This is a genomic window from Roseovarius amoyensis (assembly GCF_003260265.1).
Classification (GTDB): domain Bacteria; phylum Pseudomonadota; class Alphaproteobacteria; order Rhodobacterales; family Rhodobacteraceae; genus Roseovarius; species Roseovarius amoyensis.
On the sequence record NZ_QITQ01000007.1, the window covers coordinates 95,443 to 118,647 of the forward strand.

A 23,205-nucleotide genomic window follows, 5' to 3' on the forward strand; every position below is an offset into this window, starting at 1 on the left:
GATCTGGCGCCCAAGGCGGGCTGGGCACTGCCATTCCACCACAACCCACTGTGTTTCAATGGTTCTCTATATCCCTATTTATAAAGAATTTTAGTGCTCCGTCCCGCTCCACTCTGTGTCAGGGGATACCAGATATAGAGGTGTATAAATAGGTGGGTATGTGGAACGAACTCTGCGGCGTTTGACTGCTGCCAAACTCAAGGGGACGGCGCCAGGGAAATATGCGGATGGCGGTGGCCTCTGGCTGCACAAGCGGACCAACAGCGCGGGGCTGTGGTTTCTCAGGGTGACGGTTCACGGACGGCGCAGGGAGATGGGCCTTGGTGGTTGGCCCGGTGTCTCGCTCAAGGAGGCGCGCGACAATGCCGATCATTGGCGGCCTTACGTTCGGCAAGGGATCGACCCCATCAAGGAACGCCAACGCCAACATCGGGAAGCCGTTAAGAACCTCCATTGTCTGAACGAGATCGCGCTGGATGCGTTCGAAAGCCGAAAGGCAGGCCTCAAGGGCGATGGAAAGGCCGGTCGCCGGATGTCCCCTTGAGCTTCATGTGCTTCCGAAACTCGGCAAGGTGCCGGTCGCGGAGATCGACCAGATCGACATTCGCGATACGCTGCGCCCCCTTCGGTTCATGCGCCACGAGCAGGTTGATGGCGATGTCTGGACCATCCCTGCCGACATGATGAAAGCTCCGCGCGTCGGGCGATTGCTCAACCTGCGCCAATCGGCGTAAACACCAACCGGGCTCCGGCCGTAGCTGGATGAAAGTTCAGTGGCAGGTCACCGGCTCACGACAACTCAAAGACACAAGAAACCGGTGTTGATTGACTTTCTATGTTCCAAACAGTCGTTTCCGTCCCGGAAATGACGAGGGACTCAGAGATCGTGACATCCACAGTTGCAGGAAGATGTTCTGCATCTTCTGCGCCAGCGAAGCTCAATCTTGCATTCAGAGGCAGAGCGAGTTCTTCGCTCCGGATCAGCAAGTTAGCTGTGCCAATATTGTCATAATGGAGTCTATCCGTCCGTGTCGAATCTATAGCGAAACGGGCGTGCATTCCACTCGGATTTGTATCAATAACATCGAATGCCAATTGCCAAGATTTGTCGATCCGGCCATCAGCGTCCCGGCAGCGTACTCCACCACGATACTTGGATGGCAGCATCTGCAGCAGGCTGACACGTCGGGCCATGGCTGTTTCCATAGCGTCGCGAAGTGCGGCCGCCGTTTGGCTACGGGCTTCGATGCTCTCAAGGTAGGCAGACTGCAACCTCTGCGCTTCCTGAGAACTTGCAAGCCGCGTTTCGAGACGCTCGATCTCGGCAGCCAATTCAACCTCAAGCGCGGCGACTTTGGCCTCGAGCTCTTGTCTCATGGCGCTACGTTGCCGCGCGAATTCCACCTGAATATCCTCGAGCTCCGCCGTTTGCTCTTTACGCAGGGATGCGATGGAAGTGGCATGACCAGCCCGCAGCTTCTTGAGCTCCTGTTTCAGTTTTTTCTCTTCGGCGGCGATCCTCGGATCATAGTTTTCGCGCAAGGTCTCCAGCCTGGCGTTATACTGGGCCTCCGTGTCCGCCAGCGCCTTCTCGTGCTCGGCCTTCGTCTCTTCGATCTCCGCGGTCAGCGTGTCCCGTTCGCGGGCCAGCCTGCTACGCAAGCTAGACATCTTCACCTCATGCTCTCCGCGGAGTTCGGCCAGTTCCTTCGCCAGTTTCTGTTTTTCGGCCGCAACCGCGTTGTTGTGGATTTTCGCAAGGGTGGCGTTCTGTTCCTCCGATCCAAGGACGAGTGTCGGGTCAACAAACATGTCACGCGGTTGGCCGAGACTGCCAACCGGGTTTTCCAGTTCCACCCCGCCGGACCATCCGCCTGCCTTGTAGTAAAGCTGCATCGTGCCATAAAGCGTTCGATTCGTTTCCGCCCCGACAGTCGGGATGATAAGTGCGAAGGGGCCGGCGTAGTCATTGGTGGCCGTGTAAAGGGGGGCGCCCGGCGATACGTCTGCCTCGAAACGTATCAATGCGACCGGTTCGATCGCATCGCCCTTGAGCTGCGCAGCGATCAAGCGGAAATCGCTCATCTCCCAGTAAGGAGGGAGCGCCGCGCCCACTCTTGGTTCCAGGTCTTCTGCCTTCGGAAGCTCCTGCGCTGTCAGAGGAAAGGCGACCGTCATCAACAGCCCTGCAATTAATCCTGTCTTACGCATTGAATGGTCTCCTTGATGCGTGGGTAAAGTTTCCACAAGTTGAACTCATTGCGCCCTATAAGACGCCACAGCACAACAAGCGGCGGGCTCCGCAAGACTTCCTAGTCATATTTCTGGTACGCCCAACTTCGGCCCGCTTTCTCCAGGGCATCGCAATAATGCGTTTGCGCCTGAAAGTCGGGCCGGTAGCGGCGCTGTCCGGTCTTGATTTCATCCACCCAGCCATTCGGGCCCCAATCGAGGGAATGCTCCTTTGGGCCGCGGCCGTTGTAGCGCGTGTAGATCAAGGCCGAGGTGCCGTTGAGCAGCATCAGTTCCAGCGTATGCGCCACGGCCCCGCGCTGGGTATGGTTGACGAACACGCCGTCAGCGAGCCTGGGGAACACGGATGGCCCGCCAAGCTGGCCGAGGAGCTGTTCGATCAGCTCCGGCATCCGCGCCTTGGGATCGATGTAGCAGGCATCGCTGATGCGCGCGCTTGCCGACTGGACAAAGGCCATGCTCACCCAGAGTACGCCCATCGAAAGGGCGATGGTGTAATACCGTGTCAGTCGCATTCCCCCGCGTTCCTCCATGTTCTCCGCCCGGAATCCGCCAGCCCGGATGGCCCGCCTCGACACCTGTTTCCGGGCCACAAGGCGCCCTGCCTGCCGGGTTCAAGGCATGACGGCCGCCTTGCTTTCGGCGCTGAAGCAGAACTCCGCCTTGCGTTTCTTGCTGGTGGCGCATTTCGGGTCCCGTCCGGGCCACCATTGCGCGAGCCCTTCAACACCGCTTGCGTCAATCATTCCAACGATGTCTTCGCCCGTGGAGGCCGTCGTCACCCGCCCGTCGCGCCATTCGAATCTGTACTCGCATCCGCCGCTTCCGGGCGGGCATCCCCGCGTGAGCGTGCATTCCGCCACATCCACTTCGCCGCTTGGAAACCGCCACGCGCACCACCCTTGCCGCGTGATAGGTTTGTCGGGCTGTTGCAAAAGAATCGGGTGCACATCCGGGTCGAAAGCGGTTTTCGAGTAACAGAAGGTGCTCAACGTTTCGTTCTCGAACACGCAGCCATCCCATGTGTCCGAGACCAGTTTGCCATCAATGAAGTGTGTCGTTTCAAACTTGGTCACATGCGTGGTCCGGTTGCTCTCCCAGACGTAGAAATGCTCGCAGGTTTCCTCGCCCGATGCTTCGCCCACCGAACATTTTCCTGTGCGGCGACAGCGCCCGTGGTCGAGCAGGGCCTCGTCAGGGCCGGAAATTTGCTTGAGGAGGCACCAGCCTGCCTCATCGCCGACGGGTTCTGTGACAGCCTCTTCCGTATCACCCGCAGTATCACCCGCAGAGGCAAAGCAGAAAAACCGGCTCGTGGCGAAATTCATGGCGCAGTCATGCTGCCGCGACTCTCCTTGAGCTGGTCTGGGGGCCGGGATGTTCGGATGGCCTGCGTTTTGTCCATTTATTCGAAAGGCATTGTAGACACTCTCGTCCTGGCTCTCGACAGCCGTACGCGCACCGGATGGCCAGAGGAAATCAATGATGAAATGGCCTTCCCGGCTTTGCCGGACACTGCGGACGCAGGCCTCTTCGTCCAGCAGTTTCGGCACTCCGCCATAGAGCACATCGTAGACACGGCACAGCGATTGCCCGGCAGCAACCTGTTTGGGCTCGTGTCCATCGCTGGTCTTGTCGACCGGTATGGCGCAAAACGTCTCGCCCGTCCCGGTAACCTTGTAGCATTCATCGCCTTGCATGGTGTGAAAGCTCGTGGCGGGATGCTCATTGACATTGTATTTCATGGGTTCCCCGGGGTCTTCGATCCTTTCCAGAATGAACCCGTTGCCGTTCTTGACCTGAACGCGAAGCGAGATCGTGGCGAAGGCGCTGATCCGCAGATCGCTGGTGAAAAAGCAGTCCTCGTCGAAATCCCAATCGGGTCGCCGCGGGTGGCGGTAGATACACCGGGCCAGCCGCGGCGCGGGCGTCGATGCCGGCCACTGATCCACTTGGCCGCTGCCATCCACGTCCATGTTCGAAGCCTGGCCGCTGGTCTTGCCAAGCAGTTCCGACAGCTTCAGGGAGGCGCGGCAGGCAGCCTCGTTGGCATACGTCTTGCAGTAGCGATCGGCGATCCAGCCGGGGTATTCCTCCTGGGCTTCGGCGGCCGGCGCCGAAAGAAGGCCGAGCATGCAGACGGTGACAATGAACCGGCCTGTCCCGTTACGTTTGCTGTCCATCCACAAACCTTTCCGAAATGCGATTGCGACCTCGGGGACCGAAGGCCCGCCGATGCCGAATGTGTCGCTCGCTCGCCAATCACGACGAGGCTGTTTTGTTCTTCACTTCTTCAATAGCTCGCGCAACGTATCCGCCTGATCGAGAACCGCAAATGACACCTCGGTCAGTACCATCAGAACCAGCCCGAAAACGATCCCGGAAACTCCGGAGGCAATCGATACCAGCAAAAGAAAACCATCGCCTCCCGGGGTCTTGCCAAATGCACCAAACCATAGGTTGAAATGATGGCACCGGCCACGACGACAGCCCACCCCTCAAAGGCCATGAACCCGAACAGCGAACGAGCCGTCTGATATTGTCTTTTGTACATCTTGCGTCCATCTTTTGACTTGTGGTCTCGGGATGCCGAACGGAGTCAGAAACCCCCTTACCGCCCTAACGTCGAGATCAGAACGAACGAGTGAGCGGTACTTACAGAACGCAAGGCAGATTGACTGCGGCTTTAACCTCCTTGGCTAGCCTTAACCAGCATCAGCATGCTCACATCCTGCCCGATACGCCCCCCAAAAATTGTCAAAAGTAAAGTTGATCAGCGACTAAATCGCAACGATCCAAGCGTCTAAAAATAGGTGTTTATTCAAACCTTGCCTCGTTCAAAGTCCAGTAAGCATCAGTCTCATAAATGTTTTCGCTCCATAATCTTGCTAAATCCGCAGGGTAAAGGCCGCGGCGGTTCTTGGTGCGCGCAGGTCGCGTATTAAACGCAAGAAACCTCATTATAACCTCAGAAGATTTGCCGTATCTAGCGGCGACATGAAGTGGCGTATTGCCATCTCTATTCCTTGCCGCATCACTAACACCCAATGTAATAAAATACTGCACAACGTCAGCGTTGGAAGTCAACGCAGCATAATGTAGCGCGTTGTTACCATTAAAATCAATCGCCTTCCAGTCTGCCCCGTTCTTAACGAGCGATATGCGGATATCTCTTGGACTCATTGTTTGGACAGCAAAATGAACCGCCTGTCTGCCTTTTTCGTCTTTCGCGAAAACGTCAGCGCCTGCATCAATACGAATCTGTATGTTTTCCGGTCGGTCAGCAAGAACCGCCAAATGAAGCGGCGTCATTCCATCATCGTCCGTTGAATCCGTGGATACGCCATTTTCAATCATGTATTTCAGTGGTTCCGAAGAGCGGTTCCTTGCCGCCAGGTGCATTGGGGTGCGACCTAACTCTCCTGATCGAACAGAAAGTGACCGATTGTCATGCTCGTAGAAAAGTCGTAAAAGGTCGGCGTTTAGTGCATACCGAGCCGCCAAATGAACCGGCGTTAATTGGTGTTTCGTCTCTGTGGTCTGCCGATAGTCTCCGCCGTGTTTCAGCATAGCCTCCATCAACGCAGGGCTCATGTCATACTTGGCGATCAGGTGAAGAGAGCTATAACCATCCGCATCAAGTTCATTCGCATCAAGCCCGTTATCCATGCACTCTCTGACAGTAGCAGGTTCCGTACTGGCAAAAAACTCCCTCAGTCCCCATCCTGCGCATCCAAGCTTTGCCGACCGAAGGTATCTTGCTGCTGTCGCACTTCGTGCCCCATTTAGCTCCAGCGGGTTATAACTACCCTTTTGCGGAAGACGATCAAAATCCAAGCCTGCCTCAACCATCATCTTGGCGAGTTTAAGGGCATTCTCCCCACTTCCGGCAGACCGCAACATAAGATAGATAGCGGATTCGCGGCCAAAGGCGGCATTTACATCGGCTCCGTAGTCAATAAGCAGTTTAATAACCTCAGGGTCTCCGCCATTTGCCGCCAATAAAAAGACCGTCATTCTACTAGTCGGTTCGGCGTTTGGACTAATACCTTGATCGAGGCATGCTTTCATTTCAGCGTAATCTGCGTCCCTCCAATAACCTGCTAGGGCACCAGTCTTCTCCGTACAATCCACCCCTGCCTCTGCTGTAGACGCAATGAAAGACGCGAATAGGAACAGCGCAACAACAATGCGACGGGTTACCATAATGGGACCTTCATAATTCGTGTTTCAAGGGGATCGAGATTTCCAGCCTTTTTGGTTCTGATCCTGAGTGTGGCCCATTGTGAGGACTGAAGAAACCCACACCTGTTGGGTTCACCGCATCGCTCGATGCAGGCGAGCGATCAGCGCGGCCAGTTCGTGGCGGTTGGCGCCTCCGAGCTTGGCGTAGATTTCGCTGAGCGTCTTGCGCACATGGACGTCCGACAGACCCAGCGCCCGCGCTATCCCCTTGTTGTCCCGGCCCCTGTCGGCCTCGTGCAGGATCGCGGTTTCGGTCGCGTTCAGGGCGTGGGCGCGGGCGAGCGGGGCAACCAGCGGCGCCGGATGGTCACGGGCAATGAAAGTCACCAGCACACATGTGCAGGGCGCGTGCAGGGGGTCGTTGGCGCCATGTCCGGGCGTCAGCAGAACCTCCGCAATGCCCCGGCCTTCGGGCCACGGCACGGCGAGGATTTCCGGCTGGCCGGCGGCGATCACTGCTGCCAGCGCCGCGCGAAAGCGCCGGTTCACGCTCGCCGCGTTGAAGGCGAGCACACCGTTGCGGCGCAACAGCCCGGGATCGCCGGCCGCCAGCGCCTCGGCGGGGATGTTGCACCGCTTGATGCGCCCGTCCGGCGCGAGCAGGAACTGCGGGTGCGCGCACACTGACATCCGGCTTTCGGGACCGGATCGCGGGGCACTCCTCACTCCCGAAAACGCCGCGCGGACATGTTTGGCCAGAGGCCGCTGGATCAGGCGCAGAAAGTCATGAACCCGGGTGGTATCGGTGGTACGGCGCTGAAAATGGATGTTGACACCGACCCATCCCGTGGACGTGTCGAAAAGCTTGAGATAGGTGTATTCGTCGATGTCCAGCGGGCGCAGCCAGTCGTGGGATTCCGAGCTATCCGGCACGATATGTCCGGGCGTGTGCGACACCAGCACCGGCCCCTCGCAGCGACCGCCGGCGGCAAATCCGCCCCATGCATCGAACGGCCAGTAATGCCCGATGTATCGTCGCCCGCCTGTCTCGCCATCTTGTCCGCTCAAAAACGGCTGCTCCCAAGGGCGCTCGCCCAGGATCAGCCTGCCGGTTGCGTCGCGCTCCGCGATCAGCATATGCGACGCCGAGACCGCCTGCTTGATTTCGTCCAGAACGTCCGGCCAGGCTGCCGGATCGTCCCGTGTCTCCGCCATTCGGGTCAGGACGCGGTTGACCGATTTCAGAATTCGTACATCCACAAAACTGCCGTTACCGTTTCAATAGTGGCTGTCAGCCGATCCAGATGGATGGTATTGGAGATTTCGGTGTTGATAAAGCTTACCGATGACTCATTAAAACGCGGGCAAACTGCACACAAAGGCCAGCTCCGTGGTGAAGCTCGCGAGATTGTCGAAATCCACGCTCAGCGCCCCCGCGGGTGAACCGCCCCCTGAAGAAGGAGCCGCCGCGAACGGCCTTGCAGTGCGGCTTGAGGATGGCCGGGGCCTGACTGACCGGTGGCGGTTTTAATAGCCACGATCAAAGATGTCGGTGTCCAGAACGCCGCCCGGGCCAGATTTTTTGGTGTCTCTCTTGCGCAGCTTCTTGATCTCGGTCGGCTTGCGCACAATGGCATCCATTGGTGCCAGGACCAATTACTCCGTCAGGCTCACCTGCTGAAAAGCCATGTGACCTAGTGGGATGAACTGCCGTCCCACCAACCCGCTGCTATTGTTGCGGGCATAGGTGGAGAGAGGAGCATCTGATGGACATCAAGGTTCTGGGTATTGATCTGGGCAAGACGGTTTGCAGTCTTGCCGGGCGCATCACTCGGATCGCGGTTCGCAATACCTGTCGATAAAGTACACTGAACGGCTGGCAGAGGCCAAGATCGCGCCATGGGTCGGCAGCGTCGGAGACTCGTATGACAACGCGATGGCCGAAACGATCAACGGATTGTTCAAAGCCGAGGTCATTCACAGACGCGGACCTTGGCGCAGCTTCGAGGCCGTGGAATATGCAAAGCTGGAATGGGTGGACTGGTTCAACAACCGCCGCCTGCTGGAGCCTATCGGGAATATCCCGCCCGCAGAAGCCGAGGCCAACTTCTTCGCCGCTCTGGAAAAACCAGACATGGCCGCGTAACTAAGACAAATCAGCTTCCGACAAACCCGGCGCGGTTCAAAGTTGCGAAAATAAAATACATTTTGTTATTATAGTGGTGCCCAAGGCGAGACTCGAACTCGCACGGTATTGCTACCGGGGGATTTTGAATCCCCTGCGTCTACCATTCCGCCACTTGGGCACGGGCCAAGGGTCTAACGCCTGCTTTGCCGCTCGTCCAGAGGGCAATGACACCGGCATCCACGCCCATCCGCCGGGGCTTGACCGCCCCGCCGCCACATGGTCTGAGACTGCGGGAAAACCGCGACAGGACCATCACCATGCTCAGACGGCTCTACGATCTGACCATTCGCCTGGCCGATCACCCGCAGGCGCTGTGGTGGCTGGCGGCGGTTTCGTTCATCGAAAGCTCGGTTTTCCCGATCCCGCCGGATGTGCTGATGATCCCGATGATCCTGGCCAATCCGCGCAAGGCATGGATCATCGCGACCGTGTCGCTGGTGGCCTCGGTGCTGGGCGGGCTGCTGGGCTATGCCATCGGCGCGCTGGCCTATGAACAGCTTGGCCGCCCCATACTGGAGACACTGGGCAAGGCCGACGCGATGCAGGCCTTCAGCACCCGGTTCAACGATTTCGGGTTCTGGGCCGTACTGACCGCGGGGGTCACGCCCTTTCCCTACAAGGTCATCACCATCATGTCGGGCTGGACCGGCATGCCGCTGGCAACATTCATGGCGACCTCGGTGCTGGCGCGGGGCATTCGCTTTTTCCTGGTCGCGGCGCTGCTGTGGAAATTCGGCGCGCCGGTTCGGGACTTTATCGAACGCCGGCTGGGGCTGATGGCGCTCTTGTTCATCATCCTGCTGTTTGGCGGGTTCTACCTGGTCAAGCATATATGAGGCTTACGCACACATCCCTGGTCCTGATCGCCGCCGGCGGTTCGGCGGTGCTGTTGCTGGGGGCCTTCGGGTTTCAGCACCTTGGCGGGCTTGCGCCGTGCAAGCTGTGCCTGTGGCAGCGCTGGCCACATGCCGTGGCGGTGGTGATCGGGGTTCTGGCGCTGATGCTACCGGGGCGCGTGCTGCCGCTGGCGGGGGCACTGGTGGCACTCTGCTCTGGCGCGCTGGGGCTTTATCACATGGGCGTCGAACAGGGCTGGTGGCTGGGCCCGGCAACGTGCAGCTCGGCACAGCCGGGCAACCTGTCCGCTGATGCCCTCTTTGAACAGATCATGGCCGCGCCCGTCGTGCGCTGCGATGAGATCCCCTGGCAGATGCTGGGCCTGTCGATGGCCGGCTGGAACATGGTGTTGTCGGTGGCGCTGGCAGCGGTCTGGGTGATGGCGGCGCGCAAGGCGGGCTGACCTTACCCGCCCGGCTCAGCGCGACGCCTTGCGCGTGCGCAGCAGCAGGTTGGTCTCTGACGTGGTCACCCCGTCAAAGCGGCGGATGCGCGCCAGCACGTCGTCAAAATCCTCCAGCGTGGGGGTGCCGATCTCGACGATCAGATCCCAGCGGCCGTTGGTGCTGTGAATTGCGCGCACCGCGCTCAGGCCCGAAAGCTGGCGCAGGATGCGGTCGGTGCCGCGCCCCTCGATCCCGATCATCATCAGCCCGCGCACCGGGTCGTCGGCCACGTCGCCGCGCAGCACCACGGTAAAGCCCACGATCTCGCCCGACCGGCGCAGGCGCTCGATCCGTCCGCGCACGGTGGTGCGCGAAACCCCCAGTTCGACCGCCAGATCGGACAGAGAGGCGCGCGCATCGTGCCTGAGCGCAGAAATCAGCCGCCGGTCGATGTCGTCCATTCCGAAACTCCCAGGCTTCGTTTTGCGCATATTGCCCCCGATCAGAGCAAAACAGCCGCTTCAGATCAACCCGTTTCGGAGCCATCCTTGCACCATCCGGGGATTGGGGAACGAGCCAGAGATGAAAGACACCACCTGCATCCTGATCGGCGCGCCGGTCGACAGCGGCAAGGCGCGGGCCGGCTGCCTGATGGGGCCCGACGCGCTGCGCGTGGCCGGGATCGTGCCGGCGCTGACGGGGCTGGGCCACACCCCACGCGACGCGGGCAACCTGTCGCCCCGCCCGGGCAGCACACCGGCCGCCCTGCCCGCCCATATCCACGCCCCGGCCGAGACCATCGGCTGGACAGAGGCGCTGATGGACGCGGCCGTGGCGGCGCTGGACGAGGGCTTGCCGATCTTCCTGGGCGGCGATCACAGCCTGTCGCTGGGCACGGTCGCCGGGGCCGCACGCCATGCGGCGGGGTGCGGGCGGCGGCAATTCGTGCTGTGGCTCGATGCGCACAGCGATTTTCACACCCCGCAAAGCACCGCCTCGGGCAACCTGCACGGCACGCCCCTGGGCTATGTCACCGGGCGCGCGGGCTTTTACGGCTTTCCGACGGTCACGCACCCGGTCGCCGAACAGGATATCTGCATCCTCGGCCTGCGCTCGGTCGACCGGCCCGAACGCGAGGCGCTGCAGCAAAGCGCCATCCGCCATGTCGACATGCGCATGATCGACGAGGGCGGCATCGCCCGGCCGCTGGCGGCGTTCCTCGACGATGTCGCGCGCGCGGGCGGGGCGCTGCATGTCAGCCTTGATGTCGATTTCCTCGACCCGTCATTCGCGCCGGCGGTGGACACCACCGTACCCGGCGGCGCCACCATCCGCGAGGCGCATCTGGTGATGGAGATGATCTGCGACAGCGGGCTGATGACGTCGCTCGACCTGGTCGAACTGAACCCCTTTCTCGATGATCGCGGCCGCACCGCGCAGGTGATGGTCGATCTTGCGGCCTCGGCGCTGGGGCGGCGCGTCTTTGACCGCCCGACACAGGCGTTTTCCCATGAAAGGAGCGTCACATGACCCCGATTCCACCCTCGGAAAAGGCGCTGGTGCCCTTTGTCAGCGTCGAGAACATGATGCGTCTCATCCACCATATCGGCATCGAGGCGATGCTGAAGGGACTGGCGGGCTATATCAAGGCCGATTTCAAGCGGTGGGAGCTGTTCGACAAGACCCCGCGCATCGCCAGCCATTCAACCGAAGGCGTGATCGAGCTGATGCCGACCTCGGATGGCGAGGTTTACGGTTTCAAATACGTCAACGGCCACCCGAAGAACACCAGCGAGGGGTTGCAGACGGTCACCGCCTTCGGCCTGCTGGCGGATGTGCGCAGCGGTTATCCGGTACTGCTGAGCGAGATGACGGTGCTGACGGCGATGCGCACGGCGGCCACCTCGGGCCTTGTCACGCGCTACCTGGCCCCGAAAGGCGCCGACACCATGGCAATGATTGGCGCCGGCGCGCAGTCGGAATTCCAGAGCCTGGCGATGAAGGCGCTGGCGGGCATCACCTCGGTGCGCCTGTACGACATCGACCCGGGCGCGGTGGCCAAGGCGGCGCGCAATCTGGCGGGGACCGGGCTGAACGTGACGGCCTGCAACAGCGCCGAGGCGGCGATGGAGGGCGCGCAGATCATCACCACCTGCACCGCCGACAAGCAATACGCGACCATCCTGACCGACAACATGGTCGGCCCGGGCGTGCACATCAACGCCATCGGCGGCGACTGCCCCGGCAAGACGGAACTGGCGCCCGGTGTGCTGCGCCGCGCCTCGATCTTTGTCGAATATCCCGAACAGACCCGGATCGAGGGTGAGATCCAGCAATTGCCGCCCGACCACCCGGTGACGGAGCTTTGGCAGGTGATGAACGGCACCGCGCCGGGGCGCACGGATGCGCGTCAGATCACGCTTTTCGACAGCGTCGGTTTCGCGATCGAGGATTTCAGCGCCCTGCGCTATGTGCGCGACCATATCGGCGGCACAGGGTTCGATTTCGATCTCGACCTGCTGGCCGACCCGGACGACCCGCGCGACCTTTTTGGAATGCTGATGCGGGCGGGAACGGGCTGATTACGCGGATCCGCCCCGCGCCCAGGGCCTGACCCGGGCGCTATCGGTTGCGAAGGTTGCGCAGCGCCTCACCTGCGAGCGCCACCAACCCGGCGCCGGGGCGGCGTGCGACGTGGCGCAACAGCGCGCCTCGGTCCTCGTGCCAGGCCAGCCGCGCGGCGGCGCGAAAACGCGCCTCTTCCAGCGCACGCAGCACCGCGTCCCCCTCGGTCAGTCCGAAGCGGCGCGCGTCCTGCGCCCGCTCTTCATAGATTGCCACCGCCTGGCGCAGGATCTTCAGCCGCCGCGCGCGATTGGCGGCGCGGCTCTGATCGGCGCGCCGCAGGTTCGAGATGCCGATGCCCTCGCGGTAATAAAGCAGCGGCTCGTCGATCAGCCGCACCCGCCCTTCGAGCGCGGCACGAAATCCCAGGATGTGATCGTCGTAAACCAGCGGGCTGCGGATCGGGCCGTACTTGTCAAAAAGCGCCCTGTGCCACGCCCCCGAGGCGCCCAGGTAATGCGCCCGCGACGTCGCCACCGCCAGCGGATCGGTGCTGGTGAAAAACGCCGCCCTGCCATAGCCTGAGGGCACTTGCATGCCGCTCTCGTCTATGGCCACGGCATGGGAATGGGTCAGCAGCGGCGCGTGGCGGGCGAAGGTTTCGACAATGCGCGCGGCGCGGGTCGGAAAGGCGATATCGTCACCATAGCACGGGATCAGAATGTCGGTGCTTGCCATCGCCACCACCTTGTTGGTGTGCGCGATAACGCCCATGTTGACCTCGTTGCGGTTCAGCACCACCCGGTGTGGGCCAGCATAGTCCGCCAGCCTGTCCTGCGCGATGTCGAACGTGGCGTCGTCAGAGGCATCGTCGGAAACGATGATCTCGGCGACCACACCGATCTGCGCCAGCGCGGCATCGATTGCGTCAGCCACGAAAGCCGCTTGGTTGTAGGTCAGCACCAGCAGGCTGCAATCAGGACGGTCCGACACGGCGTTAGCTTCCTGCAGCCTGTGCTTGCTCAGGGTTTGTGGCGCTCTGACAGGACGAGAGCACAGCGGAAAAAGACGTCTGCCAGCTTAGCCCGAGTCTGTTAACCACTTGTACCCCGTTTCGTCGCCTGACTAGTCCTTACTGCGGAAACAAAGCAGCGGCAACGACCTTGAATTCCCGAGCGCTGGGCCGCGCCATCAGGCACAGCATCAGGACGGGCAAATGGATTTAGTTTCAAAAGGCAGGTGGCCTGATCGTGGGTGGGGGCCGACCGGCCACACCGCGCAGGAAACGACACTTTACCAAGCCTTACTGCGCTGGTAGTTGGATTCCATGCCCCTATTCCGCATCAACGGCCACCTTCATTATTTCGCCCATGTGCCCAAATGTGCGGGCACGTCAGTCGAAAGCTATCTGAAGGATCGTTTCGGGCAGCTTGGCTTTGTGGACATGCAGTATATGCAAAAGCCGGAGCCTCAGCGCTGGACCCGGTCTTCGCCCCAGCATGCGGACTGGCAGTCAGTGACCCGTCTTGTCCCCCCCGACTGGATCAGGTCGAGTTTCGGCGTCGTCCGGCACCCCGTCTCTCGGCTACGAAGCGACTACGAATACCAGCGCCTGTACGAGCGGACAGTGCCCGAAGGAATGGACATTAACGATTGGTTCAGGGACTGGGTTGATGGACGGGAAGAAACTCCTTTCCGCTATGACAATCACCTTCGCCCGGCAAGCGAGCTGATCCCCGAACATGCGACGGTGTTCCGGTTGGAGGACGGCCTGCAGCCGATCGTCGCTTACCTTGACGAGTTGGCGGGAAATCAGGATGGCCCGCGCGACCTGGCGCACCAGAACAAGAGCCAGGGCGGCGATAACTACGCCGCCGGGCAGACCCCGCTTTCTGATGAAACACTCGACCTGATCGCCCGCGTCTATGCGCGGGACTTTGAACGTTTTGGTTATGCCTGCAAGGACACGATCGGAGACGGGCCTGCACGCCCCCTTCCAAGCCCAAAGAAACCCCTGCTGAAGCGGCTGTTCAGACGGGGATAACCCCCTAGCCCAGCGCCTTGAGGTACTGGTAGAGAAACGCCCCCAGATCGCCGCGCTTGCGGATCAGCCCCCCCTTGCGCGCGGTATATAGCAGTTCATGCCGGCGCAGTTTGCGGGATACACTGGCGCTGACCTGTCCCTCGTGCAGGCGATTGGCGAGCAGCGTGTCGGGCAGGATTGCCGGCGCACCAAAGGCGGCGTGGCAGCTTTGGTACATGTCGGCGTCCATCAGCCAGATAAGGTTTTCGTCAAACCAGATGTTGTGCCCGGCTTCCAGCGCCAGAACCGAGGGGCTTGAAATGGTGTTGCGGCCATAGCGGATCTGATCGTGCCAATGCGGCACCATCGGCCGTTCCAGCACCTCGCCGTCGCGGGTGACGGCCGAGCCCATCAGCACCCATTTGTGATCCGGCGGCTGGAGCGTGTCAAAGACCTGCCGCAAGGCACTGTCATCACACAGGAAATCATCCTGAAAAAGTATCTTCAGGATGCGCCCGCGCGCATGACGCATCGCGTTGTTGGAATTGGCAGAGCCCTGCCGCTTGCCGGCACGATTGTCCACGCGGCGGATGTCGAGGCGGCCCTCAAAGGCGGCGCAGGCCTCGGCCACGCCGGTCGTGTCGGACTGGTCCGAGACCACGACCTCGAAATCGGTGAAATCCTGCGTCGCCAGCCGCTCCAGCGAAAGGGACAGGAAATGCCCGCCCTGCCCGCCCATGTCATAGGCGGGAATGCAGACGCTTATGGCGGGACGGTCGCTCATGCCCGGGTCTGTGCCCCGGCCCGGCGGGTTTCGCAACAAAAAAACGGGGGGCACATGGCCCCCCGATGACGAGTTTCGCCGCTCAGGCTCGGTTAAAAGATACCGCTCGGTTGTCTCGCCTGCGGCCTGAGCGCCGTCAGGGGGCGAGCGCACCCGCCCCGTGTGGCTTTGGGGGTGTCACCCCCGGTATTCGGCGGGGTGCGGGCCGGTCGGCCACGGCCCTGCCACCCCTGCGCGCCCTTTTGCGGGGCACGATTCCTTGTCTCAGCTACACCCGCTGGTCGAACCGCAGGTGTTGCACTTCATGCAGGTGCCGTTGCGCACCAGCGTGTAGTTTCTTGTTACTTCAAAACCACTCATCAGAGCACCACTCTCATGTATTTGGGCTTCGGTCGCTTCAAGTGGTTTTGAAAAGCCTCTAGTTTCACCGCCGCTTGGGCTTTCTTAACGTACAACGGATCCGAAAAGGCACGACGAGCCAATTCCACGGGTCCCCAACGCGGGTCTTCCAAGGCAACGCCACACTGCAGGAATACTGCTGCGTAGTTAGCCTCTTCTTCTTCCAAGGTCGGCGGAATATTTGCCAAACCGCTTGAGCCTCGAAATACTTGGAAGTGTTTTGTTATCGCATCTTTTTCATGGTGTCGCAGTGCAATGTGGCCAAGTTCGTGTGCAAGTACGAAGTTCTCCATCCAACCTCCACGCACTGCCTTCTCCCAGAGAAGCTCATCAACAGTCATCATTACTCGAAGCTCAAACGCGACCACAGATGCCTTAAGCTTGTATTCTTTTGGATTTCGGTAGGTGCGTTTCGTCCACAAGTCATCGACGCGGAAAAGCTCTTCCCAAAATTCTGTTGCCTTGAAGAATTCCTGATCTCCATACAGTTGACGGCGGCACGAGACCATCTCCGCATATATTTCAGCGGCCCTAGAAATGGTAAGATGCTCTTTCCGCTTCATAGCGCGCCCCCCCTCAGCTACACCCGCTGGTCGAACCGCAGGTGTTGCACTTCATGCAGGTGCCGTTGCGCACCAGCGTGTAGTTTCCGCAATCGTTGCAGGCCTCGCCCTCATAGCCCTGCATCCGCGCCTTGGTGGCGGCGGTCACGGTCACGCTGCTGGCGGTCACGCTGCCGGCGGCGGTGCTCAGCGTCGCGGTCTCGGCCGCCACCGCCTGCATCGCCACTTCGCCCCCGGTCACACCGCCCATCGCCACGGCGCCCCGGTTCTGACCGCCATTCAGCACCACCAGTTCCTGCGGCAGACGCTTGCGCAGATACCCGGTCGAGCTGATCTGCTTGAGCACCTCGAGCGAGCGGCTGGCGGCATCCTCGCCGATCTCGGTCAGGTTGCCGAGACCGTCCTCTTCGCCACGGCCAAGATCGTCAAAGCTGGCGCCCTCGGGTTTGACATGGGCCAGGTCGGTCCGATCCAGGTAACTGACCGCCAGTTCGCGGAAGATGTAGTCGAGGATCGAAGTGGCGTTCTTGATCGAATCGTTGCCCTGCACCATTCCCGCCGGTTCAAACTTGGTAAAGGTGAAGGCGTCGACGAATTCCTCAAGCGGCACACCGTATTGCAGCCCGACGGACACGGCGATGGCAAAGTTGTTCATCATCGCGCGGAAACCGGCGCCTTCCTTGTGCATGTCGATGAATATCTCGCCCAGGCTGCCATCGGCATATTCGCCGGTGCGCAGATACACCTTGTGGCCGCCGACGATCGCCTTTTGGGTATAGCCCTTGCGCCGCTCGGGCATCTTGTCGCGCTGGTGCTTGATCACCTCCTTGATCACGATCTTTTCGACGATCTTTTCGGCCAGGACCTGCGCGCGTTCCTGCGGCGTGCCGGTTTCCAGCGTCTCGGCGGCGTCGTCGTCATCCTCGACCAGGCTGGCGGCCAGCGGCTGGCTGAGCTTGGATCCGTCACGATAAAGCGCGTTCGCCTTGACCCCCTTGCGCCAGCTGCGTTCATACGCGGCCTGGCAATCCTCGATGCTGGCGTCGTTGGGCATGTTGATGGTTTTCGAGATCGCGCCGGAGATAAAGCTCTGCGCTGCTGCCATCATGTCGATATGCGAATTGACCGACAGGAACCGCCGCCCCTTCTTGCCGCAGGGGTTGGCGCAGTCGAACACGTGGTAATGTTCGGTGCGCAGGTGCGGCGCGCCTTCCAGCGTCATGGTCCCGCAGACATGGTCATTAGCGGCCTCGACATCGGCCTTGGTAAAGCCGAGATGCTCCAGCAGGTCGAAGGTCGGGTCGTTCAGACGTTCGACCGGGATGCCCAGCACCTCGCGGCAGAACGGCTCGCCCAGCGTCCACTGGTTGAAGACGAACCGGATATCAAAGGCCTGCGCCACCGCCGCCTCGAGCTTTTCCAGCTCGGCCGCGCCAAAGCCGTGGCCCGCCAGCGTCGTGTGGTTGATCGCCGGCGCCCCGGCCAGGCTGCCGCTGCCCTCGGCATAGGTCGCGATCTCGGCGATCTGTTCGGGGCTGTAACCCAGCTTTTTCAGCGCCGCGGGAACCGACTGGTTGATGATCTTGAAGTAGCCGCCGCCGGCCAGCTTCTTGAACTTGACCAGGGCGAAATCGGGCTCGATCCCGGTGGTGTCGCAGTCCATCACCAGACCGATAGTGCCGGTGGGCGCGATGACCGTGGCCTGCGCGTTGCGGAAACCGTGCTTTTCGCCAAGGGCGACCGCCTCGTCCCAGCTGGCCATCGCCAGGTCGACAAGACGCGCATCGGGGCAGTTGGCGTGATCGAGCGGCACAGGCGGGATCGCCAGCCCCTCGTACCCGTCCGTGCGCCCCTGTGCGGCGGTACGGTGGTTGCGGATCACCCGCAGCATGTGGTCGCGGTTGCGCTCATAGGCAGGGAACGGTCCCAGCTCGCCCGCCATCTCGGCCGAGGTGGCATAGGCCACACCGGTCATGATCGCGCTCAGCGCGCCGCACAGTGCACGGCCCTCATCCGAGTCGTAGCCCAGCCCCATGTTCATCAAGAGGCCGCCGATATTGGCATATCCCAGCCCCAGCGTGCGGGTGTCATAGGAATTGCGTGCGATTTCCTTGGACGGGAACTGCGCCATCAGCACCGAGATTTCCAGTGTCACCGTCCACAGCCGGGTGGCGTGAATATAGGCCTCGGCGTCGAAGGCCCCATCGCGGAAAAAGGCCAGCAGGTTCATCGACGCCAGATTGCAGGCGGTATCGTCGAGGAACATGTATTCCGAACACGGGTTCGAGCCGCGGATTGCGCCGTCTTCGGGGCAGGTGTGCCAGGCGTTGACGGTGTCGTGGAACTGGATGCCCGGATCGGCGCAGGACCATGCCGCGTGCCCGACCTGTTCCCACAGGTCGCGGGCCTTGATCGTCTTGGCGGTGGTGCCGTCGGTACGGTTGATCAGCGCCCAGTCGTCATCGGCCTCGACCGCCCGCAAAAAGGCGTCCGTGACCCGGATCGAGTTGTTCGAGTTCTGGCCCGATACGGTGGAATAGGCTTCGCTGTCCCAGTCGGTGTCATAGGTCGGAAACTCGATGCTGTCATAGCCCTGGCGGGCGTAATCCAGCACGCGCTTGATATAGGTCTCGGGGATCGCGTCCTTTTTGGCGGCGCGGATCGCGGATTTGAGCGACGGGTTCACCGTCGGGTCGGCGGCATCCTCGGCCGTGCCGTCCCAGGCGCGAATGGCGCCGAAGATGTCGTTGAGCCGGCGTTCGTGCATCTTGGAGCCGGCGACGATGCTCGCCACCTTCTGTTCCTCACGCACCTTCCAGTTGACGAATTCCTCGATATCGGGGTGATCGGCGTCGCAGATCACCATCTTGGCGGCGCGGCGCGTGGTGCCGCCCGACTTGATGGCGCCGGCGGCACGGTCGCCGATCTTGAGAAACCCCATCAGGCCGCTCGACTTGCCGCCGCCCGACAGGGCCTCCCCTTCGGCACGCAGGGAGGAAAAGTTCGTGCCGGTACCCGATCCGTACTTGAACAGGCGCGCCTCGCGCACCCACAGGTCCATGATGCCGCCGTCGCCGACAAGGTCGTCGGCCACCGACTGGATGAAACAGGCGTGCGGCTGGGGATGCTCATAGGCCGAGGTCGAGCGCACCAGTTCGCCGGATTCGTGATCGACGTAATAGTGTCCCTGGCTGGGGCCGTCGATGCCATAGGCCCAGTGCAGGCCGGTGTTGAACCATTGCGGGCTGTTGGGCGCGGCCATCTGGCGGGCCAGCATGTGGCGCATTTCGTCGAAATAGGCGCGCGCGTCCTCTTCGGTGGTGAAATAGCCGCCCTTCCAGCCCCAATAGGCCCAGGCGCCCGCCATCCGGTCGAACACCTGCCGGGCCGAGGTCTCGCCGGCGGCGACGGTGTCCTTGCTTGCCGGGACGGAGCGCCACAGGAAGTCCGGCACGCCCTTTTCGCGCACCTTCTTCAGTTTCACCGGCACGCCGGCCTTGCGGAAATATTTCTGCGCGATGACGTCGCTGGCAACCTGGCTCCAGCTCGCGGGCACCTCGACCTCATCCAGCCGAAAGACGGTCGTGCCGTCGGGATTGCGAATCTCGGAACTGGTGGTGACGAATTCGATGCCCGCATAGGCGTCCTGCCCTGCCGTGGTGAATCTGCGTTCGATCTTCATTTTTTGGCTGCCCCATTCTTTTCAGCGCGTCTCTGACCGTGGCGGGCCTTTGCCGGAACCGAACAGACACGACCGACCCGCCCGCTGCCCGGTTATCCGGTGCGGAAAATGGCCCGACATTGTCGTGCCGGGTATTCTTGGAGGTCTGTCCCTGCCCGGGACCTGGCCACCATATATTGTGGTGATCCGGCCCGCTCACACAAACTGACGTATACACCGCCCATCGGTCAACGGTATTTTCCAGATATTCCCAAAATTTTTCGGTTGACCTGCGGACCACCGCGCGCGTCCGATTCCCCGGCCTGCCGCAGGGGGTGAAAGACGGCCGCGTTGTTACCGGAAACACAAGGTTTTGGGGAAACCTCCGCCGCACCACACCAGCTGTTGCGATCGTGCGACAGTTTCCAGCGGTTGCGCCCCCGCATCCCCCGCTCACGCGGGACGATATATCGTGTTGATGAAATGGTCGGGGCGGCGAGATTCGAACTCACGACCCCCTGTACCCAAAACAGGTGCGCTACCAGACTGCGCCACGCCCCGAACCGGGGTCGTATCTAGCCGCGTTCGGCGGGCTTGAAAAGGGTTAACAGGGCCAGGCGGCATCCGGCCCGATCGCGGGGTGGCGCAGCTCGGTGCCTTTGATGATTCCCATCGCCTCAGCCAGGCCGCCATTTATTTCCAGAACGTACTGGATGCCGTTGCCACCCAGAATCAATCTCTCGCTCAGCGGTTCGGCCATCGGCGCGACCCGCTTTACCACACCGGCCGAGTCGGCAAACAGGATGTCGAGCGGGATGAGCGTGTTCTTCATCCAGAACCCCGCCCTGTGCGGGCGTTCATAGACGAACAGCATGCCGGCGCTGCGCGGCAGGCTTTCGCGGTGCATCAGTCCCCGGGCGCGTTCGGCATCGTCATCGGCCACCTCGACCGTGAAACGCGCCTCGCCCCAGGCGCCGCGCAGTTGCACCGTGGTGTCGGTACAAGCCGCCTCTGCCAGTGCCGGCCCTACCCCCAGCGTGAACCCGAACCCAAGCCCGAGCACCAGCACCATTATCCTGAATGCTTGACCGCAACTTCCCATGCACAGACCTCCGTCGCCATACGGCCCCTCTTGCCGTCGATCACCCGGATCGCCAGCGCCTCTCCGGGTTGCAGATCGGCCATGCCCGAGCGACGCAGAACCTCGATATGGATGAACACGTCCTGTTCGCAGCCAAAGGTGTTGGCAAAGCCGAATCCCTTGGCCTTGTCGAACCATTTCACGCGCGCGGGTTCAAGCGGCGCGGCGCGTATCGCCTCGGGGTCGATGTCTTCCAGGTCGGCCAGCCCCGACAGCGCATCAGCCTCCGGCGGCTCGATGGCATGCACCAGGACAGCCTGCACGCCGCGTTCGGTCCGCTGCACATCGATCTCGGCAACAGCGCCGTCGGCGATCGAGCTTTGTCCGAAATTGCGCAGAACATTGGCATGCAACAAGATGTCCGGCCCGCCCTCGTCAGAGACGACAAAGCCGAATCCCTTGGTGGGGTCGAACCATTTCACCCGTCCCCGGATGCGTTCTGTGCCTTGCGTAGGCTTGGCCAAAATGCCTGATCCCCATAATTTACGCAGGAACCGTCCTGCCATTAGAATGACACGCAGCCTGTTTCGCAAGAAACAATCCGCAGATCACGAATGCCCGTTTCCGGGCAGCGAAAGACCTCAGGGGCTCAATCGCTGGACTTTCCAAGCCGATTCAACGGCTTGCCTGCGCCAGACGAAGCGGTCATGCAGCCGGAATGCACCGTCCGCCCAGAACTCGATTTCGAACGGAACGATACGAAAGCCGCCCCAGAAAGGTGGGCGTGGCGGGTTAGGTCCCTTACGCGACGTCACCCTTGCCACCTCGGCCATCAGTTTCGCGCGTGATTCCAGCGGCTGCGACTGCCGCGACGCCCAGGCCCCAAGGCGACTTTTCAGAGACCGCGATGCGTAATAGGCGTCGGCCTCGGGCCCGTCCTCGCGCACCACCTCGCCGCGCACGCGCAGCTGACGGCGCATTGATTTCCAGTGCAGCACCATCGCTGCCTTGGGGCACGCCGCGATTTCCCGCCCCTTGGCGCTGTCGTAATTGGTGTAGAACCAGAACCCGGCATCGGTGATGTCCTTGAGCAGCACCATGCGCACATTCGGCATCCCGCCGTCATCGACCGTCGCCAGAGCCACGGCGTTGGGGTCGTTGATCTCGCTCGCCTCTGCCTCGGCCAGCCAGTCACGGGCGATCTGAAATGGATCATCCCCCGAAAAGATCCCGCTGCGTTCCATTCCGGGCCTCATCTGCTGCAACACGATTCAGCCTGCTACGCTCACGCGCCCGCAGGCACAAGGGTCAAAACCGGCCATCGGCGCATCGGCGCCATGCTCTTGATGCCGGTCCGGCGATCACCTAAAGGAATAACACACTGGCAAGGGCTCGAGGGCAGAACATGGCGAACACGCTGATGGCAGGCAAGCGCGGACTCATCATGGGTCTTGCCAACGACAAGTCGATCGCCTGGGGGATCGCCAAGGCCTGTGCCGATGCCGGGGCCGAACTGGCATTCACCTATATGGGCGACGCGTTCCGCAAACGGGTCGAGCCGCTGGCGGCGCAACTGGGCGTGACCCGCCTGTTTGATTGCGACGTGTCCGACCCGGACTCGATCGACGCCGCATTCGCCGCGCTGGGAGAGGTCTGGGACGGGCTGGACTTCATCGTTCACGCCATCGGCTTTTCCGACAAGAACGAGCTGCGCGGGCGCTACATCGACACCAGCCGCGACAATTTCCTCAATACCATGGACGTTTCAGTCTATTCCTTCACCGCCGTGGCGCAGCGGGCGGAAAAGATGATGCAGCCGGGCGGGTCGATGCTGACGCTCACTTATTACGGCGCCGAGCAGGTGATGCCGCATTACAACGTCATGGGCATCGCCAAGGCCGCGCTCGAGGCCTCGGTAATGTACATGGCCGAGGATCTGGGCCGTGACGGCATCCGCGTCAACGCCATCTCCGCCGGGCCGATCAAGACGCTGGCCGCCTCGGGTATCGGCGATTTCCGCTATATCCTGAAATGGAACGAGCTGAACTCGCCCCTGCGGCGCAACGTGACGACCGAGGATGTGGGCCGCGCCGCGCTCTTCCTGCTGTCCGACCTGGGCAGCGGCACCACCGGCGAGGTTCTGCATGTCGATGCCGGCTATCACGTCGTCGGGATGAAGGCGGTCGACGCCCCCGACATCGACAAGAGCTGACCTGCCGT

Annotated in this window: 23 protein-coding genes, 2 tRNA genes and 1 pseudogene; 9 read left to right on the forward strand and 17 right to left on the reverse strand. The window is 61.5% G+C overall.

Annotation, left to right across the window (positions count from 1 at the left end):
- Nucleotides 1-160 precede the first annotated feature (160 nt).
- Nucleotides 161-544: an Arm DNA-binding domain-containing protein gene (locus DL899_RS08320; protein WP_338049650.1), complete on the forward strand. Its 384-nt coding sequence runs from the start codon at nt 161-163 to the stop codon at nt 542-544.
- Nucleotides 545-551: 7 nt separating this feature from the next.
- Nucleotides 552-734, forward strand: a complete 183-nt coding sequence (locus DL899_RS20160; RefSeq protein WP_338049651.1) for a hypothetical protein — start codon at nt 552-554, stop codon at nt 732-734.
- 55 nt (nt 735-789) lie between these two features.
- Here the strand turns inward: DL899_RS20160 and DL899_RS08325 are convergent, their stop codons facing one another.
- From DL899_RS08325 to DL899_RS20075, 7 genes are all read right to left on the reverse strand, one after another.
- Nucleotides 790-2,211 (reverse strand): hypothetical protein, encoded by a 1,422-nt coding sequence (locus DL899_RS08325; RefSeq protein WP_162685532.1) that lies wholly within the window; start codon nt 2,209-2,211, stop codon nt 790-792.
- 101 nt (nt 2,212-2,312) lie between these two features.
- Nucleotides 2,313-2,768, reverse strand: coding sequence for a hypothetical protein (locus DL899_RS08330; RefSeq protein WP_162685533.1), 456 nt, complete (start codon nt 2,766-2,768; stop codon nt 2,313-2,315).
- A 99-nt stretch (nt 2,769-2,867) separates the two neighbouring features.
- Nucleotides 2,868-4,436 (reverse strand): hypothetical protein, encoded by a 1,569-nt coding sequence (locus DL899_RS08335; RefSeq protein ID WP_111733757.1) that lies wholly within the window; start codon nt 4,434-4,436, stop codon nt 2,868-2,870.
- 173 nt (nt 4,437-4,609) lie between these two features.
- Nucleotides 4,610-4,807, reverse strand: a complete 198-nt coding sequence (locus tag DL899_RS19365) for a hypothetical protein (RefSeq protein ID WP_162685534.1) — start codon at nt 4,805-4,807, stop codon at nt 4,610-4,612.
- Nucleotides 4,808-5,070: 263 nt separating this feature from the next.
- Nucleotides 5,071-6,270 (reverse strand): ankyrin repeat domain-containing protein, encoded by a 1,200-nt coding sequence (locus tag DL899_RS08340; protein WP_162685537.1) that lies wholly within the window; start codon nt 6,268-6,270, stop codon nt 5,071-5,073.
- A 300-nt stretch (nt 6,271-6,570) separates the two neighbouring features.
- Nucleotides 6,571-7,698, reverse strand: a complete 1,128-nt coding sequence (locus DL899_RS19610) for a helix-turn-helix transcriptional regulator (RefSeq protein ID WP_204355276.1) — start codon at nt 7,696-7,698, stop codon at nt 6,571-6,573.
- A 267-nt stretch (nt 7,699-7,965) separates the two neighbouring features.
- Nucleotides 7,966-8,094: a hypothetical protein gene (locus tag DL899_RS20075; protein ID WP_275426789.1), complete on the reverse strand. Its 129-nt coding sequence runs from the start codon at nt 8,092-8,094 to the stop codon at nt 7,966-7,968.
- A 169-nt stretch (nt 8,095-8,263) separates the two neighbouring features.
- Between DL899_RS20075 and DL899_RS08350 the strand changes: the two are divergent.
- Nucleotides 8,264-8,584 (forward strand): annotated as a pseudogene (locus tag DL899_RS08350) (integrase core domain-containing protein); the annotation flags it as partial.
- Between the two features lie 74 nt (nt 8,585-8,658).
- On the opposite strand, the gene DL899_RS08355 reads toward DL899_RS08350, so the two are convergent.
- Nucleotides 8,659-8,744: transfer RNA gene (locus DL899_RS08355), tRNA-Leu, on the reverse strand.
- Nucleotides 8,745-8,883: 139 nt separating this feature from the next.
- On the opposite strand from DL899_RS08355, the gene DL899_RS08360 reads away from it, so the two are divergent.
- Nucleotides 8,884-9,462, forward strand: a complete 579-nt coding sequence (locus tag DL899_RS08360; RefSeq protein WP_111733884.1) for a YqaA family protein — start codon at nt 8,884-8,886, stop codon at nt 9,460-9,462.
- The gene (locus DL899_RS08365; protein ID WP_111733761.1) at nt 9,459-9,926 is read left to right on the forward strand and encodes a disulfide bond formation protein B; all 468 of its coding nucleotides are present in this window, start codon (nt 9,459-9,461) and stop codon (nt 9,924-9,926) included. Before DL899_RS08360 ends, DL899_RS08365 begins: the two co-directional genes overlap by 4 nt.
- A gap of 15 nt (nt 9,927-9,941) precedes the next feature.
- Here the strand turns inward: DL899_RS08365 and DL899_RS08370 are convergent, their stop codons facing one another.
- Nucleotides 9,942-10,370: an Lrp/AsnC family transcriptional regulator gene (locus tag DL899_RS08370; RefSeq protein WP_111733763.1), complete on the reverse strand. Its 429-nt coding sequence runs from the start codon at nt 10,368-10,370 to the stop codon at nt 9,942-9,944.
- A gap of 121 nt (nt 10,371-10,491) precedes the next feature.
- Here DL899_RS08370 and rocF point away from each other — a divergent pair, with 121 nt between their 5' ends.
- Nucleotides 10,492-11,439, forward strand: coding sequence for an arginase (gene rocF, locus DL899_RS08375; RefSeq protein WP_111733765.1), 948 nt, complete (start codon nt 10,492-10,494; stop codon nt 11,437-11,439).
- Complete coding sequence (locus DL899_RS08380; RefSeq protein ID WP_111733766.1) at nt 11,436-12,491, forward strand: ornithine cyclodeaminase; 1,056 nt, start codon at nt 11,436-11,438, stop codon at nt 12,489-12,491. The genes rocF and DL899_RS08380 overlap by 4 nt, the downstream gene beginning before the upstream one ends.
- Nucleotides 12,492-12,531: 40 nt before the next feature.
- Here DL899_RS08380 and DL899_RS08385 read toward each other — a convergent pair whose 3' ends face one another.
- Nucleotides 12,532-13,467: a glycosyltransferase gene (locus tag DL899_RS08385; RefSeq protein ID WP_162685535.1), complete on the reverse strand. Its 936-nt coding sequence runs from the start codon at nt 13,465-13,467 to the stop codon at nt 12,532-12,534.
- A 334-nt stretch (nt 13,468-13,801) separates the two neighbouring features.
- On the opposite strand from DL899_RS08385, the gene DL899_RS08390 reads away from it, so the two are divergent.
- Nucleotides 13,802-14,518: a sulfotransferase family 2 domain-containing protein gene (locus DL899_RS08390; protein WP_111733770.1), complete on the forward strand. Its 717-nt coding sequence runs from the start codon at nt 13,802-13,804 to the stop codon at nt 14,516-14,518.
- A 4-nt stretch (nt 14,519-14,522) separates the two neighbouring features.
- On the opposite strand, the gene DL899_RS08395 is transcribed toward DL899_RS08390, so the two are convergent.
- The 7 genes from DL899_RS08395 to pdxH all read right to left on the reverse strand — a co-directional run bounded on the left by DL899_RS08395 (nt 14,523) and on the right by pdxH (nt 22,229).
- Entirely contained in the window at nt 14,523-15,281 is a 759-nt protein-coding gene (locus DL899_RS08395; RefSeq protein ID WP_111733772.1) for a glycosyltransferase family 2 protein, read from the reverse strand.
- Nucleotides 15,282-15,640: 359 nt separating this feature from the next.
- Nucleotides 15,641-16,243: a hypothetical protein gene (locus DL899_RS08400; protein ID WP_162685536.1), complete on the reverse strand. Its 603-nt coding sequence runs from the start codon at nt 16,241-16,243 to the stop codon at nt 15,641-15,643.
- A 13-nt stretch (nt 16,244-16,256) separates the two neighbouring features.
- Nucleotides 16,257-19,925, reverse strand: a complete 3,669-nt coding sequence (locus DL899_RS08405; RefSeq protein ID WP_111733776.1) for a vitamin B12-dependent ribonucleotide reductase — start codon at nt 19,923-19,925, stop codon at nt 16,257-16,259.
- A gap of 463 nt (nt 19,926-20,388) precedes the next feature.
- A tRNA-Pro gene (locus tag DL899_RS08410) sits at nt 20,389-20,465 on the reverse strand.
- 43 nt (nt 20,466-20,508) lie between these two features.
- Entirely contained in the window at nt 20,509-20,976 is a 468-nt protein-coding gene (locus DL899_RS08415; protein WP_239494647.1) for a DUF192 domain-containing protein, read from the reverse strand.
- Entirely contained in the window at nt 20,976-21,509 is a 534-nt protein-coding gene (locus DL899_RS08420) for a cold-shock protein (protein WP_239494648.1), read from the reverse strand. Before DL899_RS08420 ends, DL899_RS08415 begins: the two co-directional genes overlap by 1 nt.
- Before the next feature lie 117 nt (nt 21,510-21,626).
- Nucleotides 21,627-22,229: a pyridoxamine 5'-phosphate oxidase gene (gene pdxH, locus DL899_RS08425; protein WP_111733781.1), complete on the reverse strand. Its 603-nt coding sequence runs from the start codon at nt 22,227-22,229 to the stop codon at nt 21,627-21,629.
- A gap of 161 nt (nt 22,230-22,390) precedes the next feature.
- Between pdxH and fabI the strand changes: the two genes are divergently transcribed.
- On the forward strand, nt 22,391-23,197 hold the full coding sequence (gene fabI / locus DL899_RS08430) for an enoyl-ACP reductase FabI (protein WP_111733783.1): 807 nt from the start codon (nt 22,391-22,393) through the stop codon (nt 23,195-23,197).
- Nucleotides 23,198-23,205: the final 8 nt, after the last annotated feature.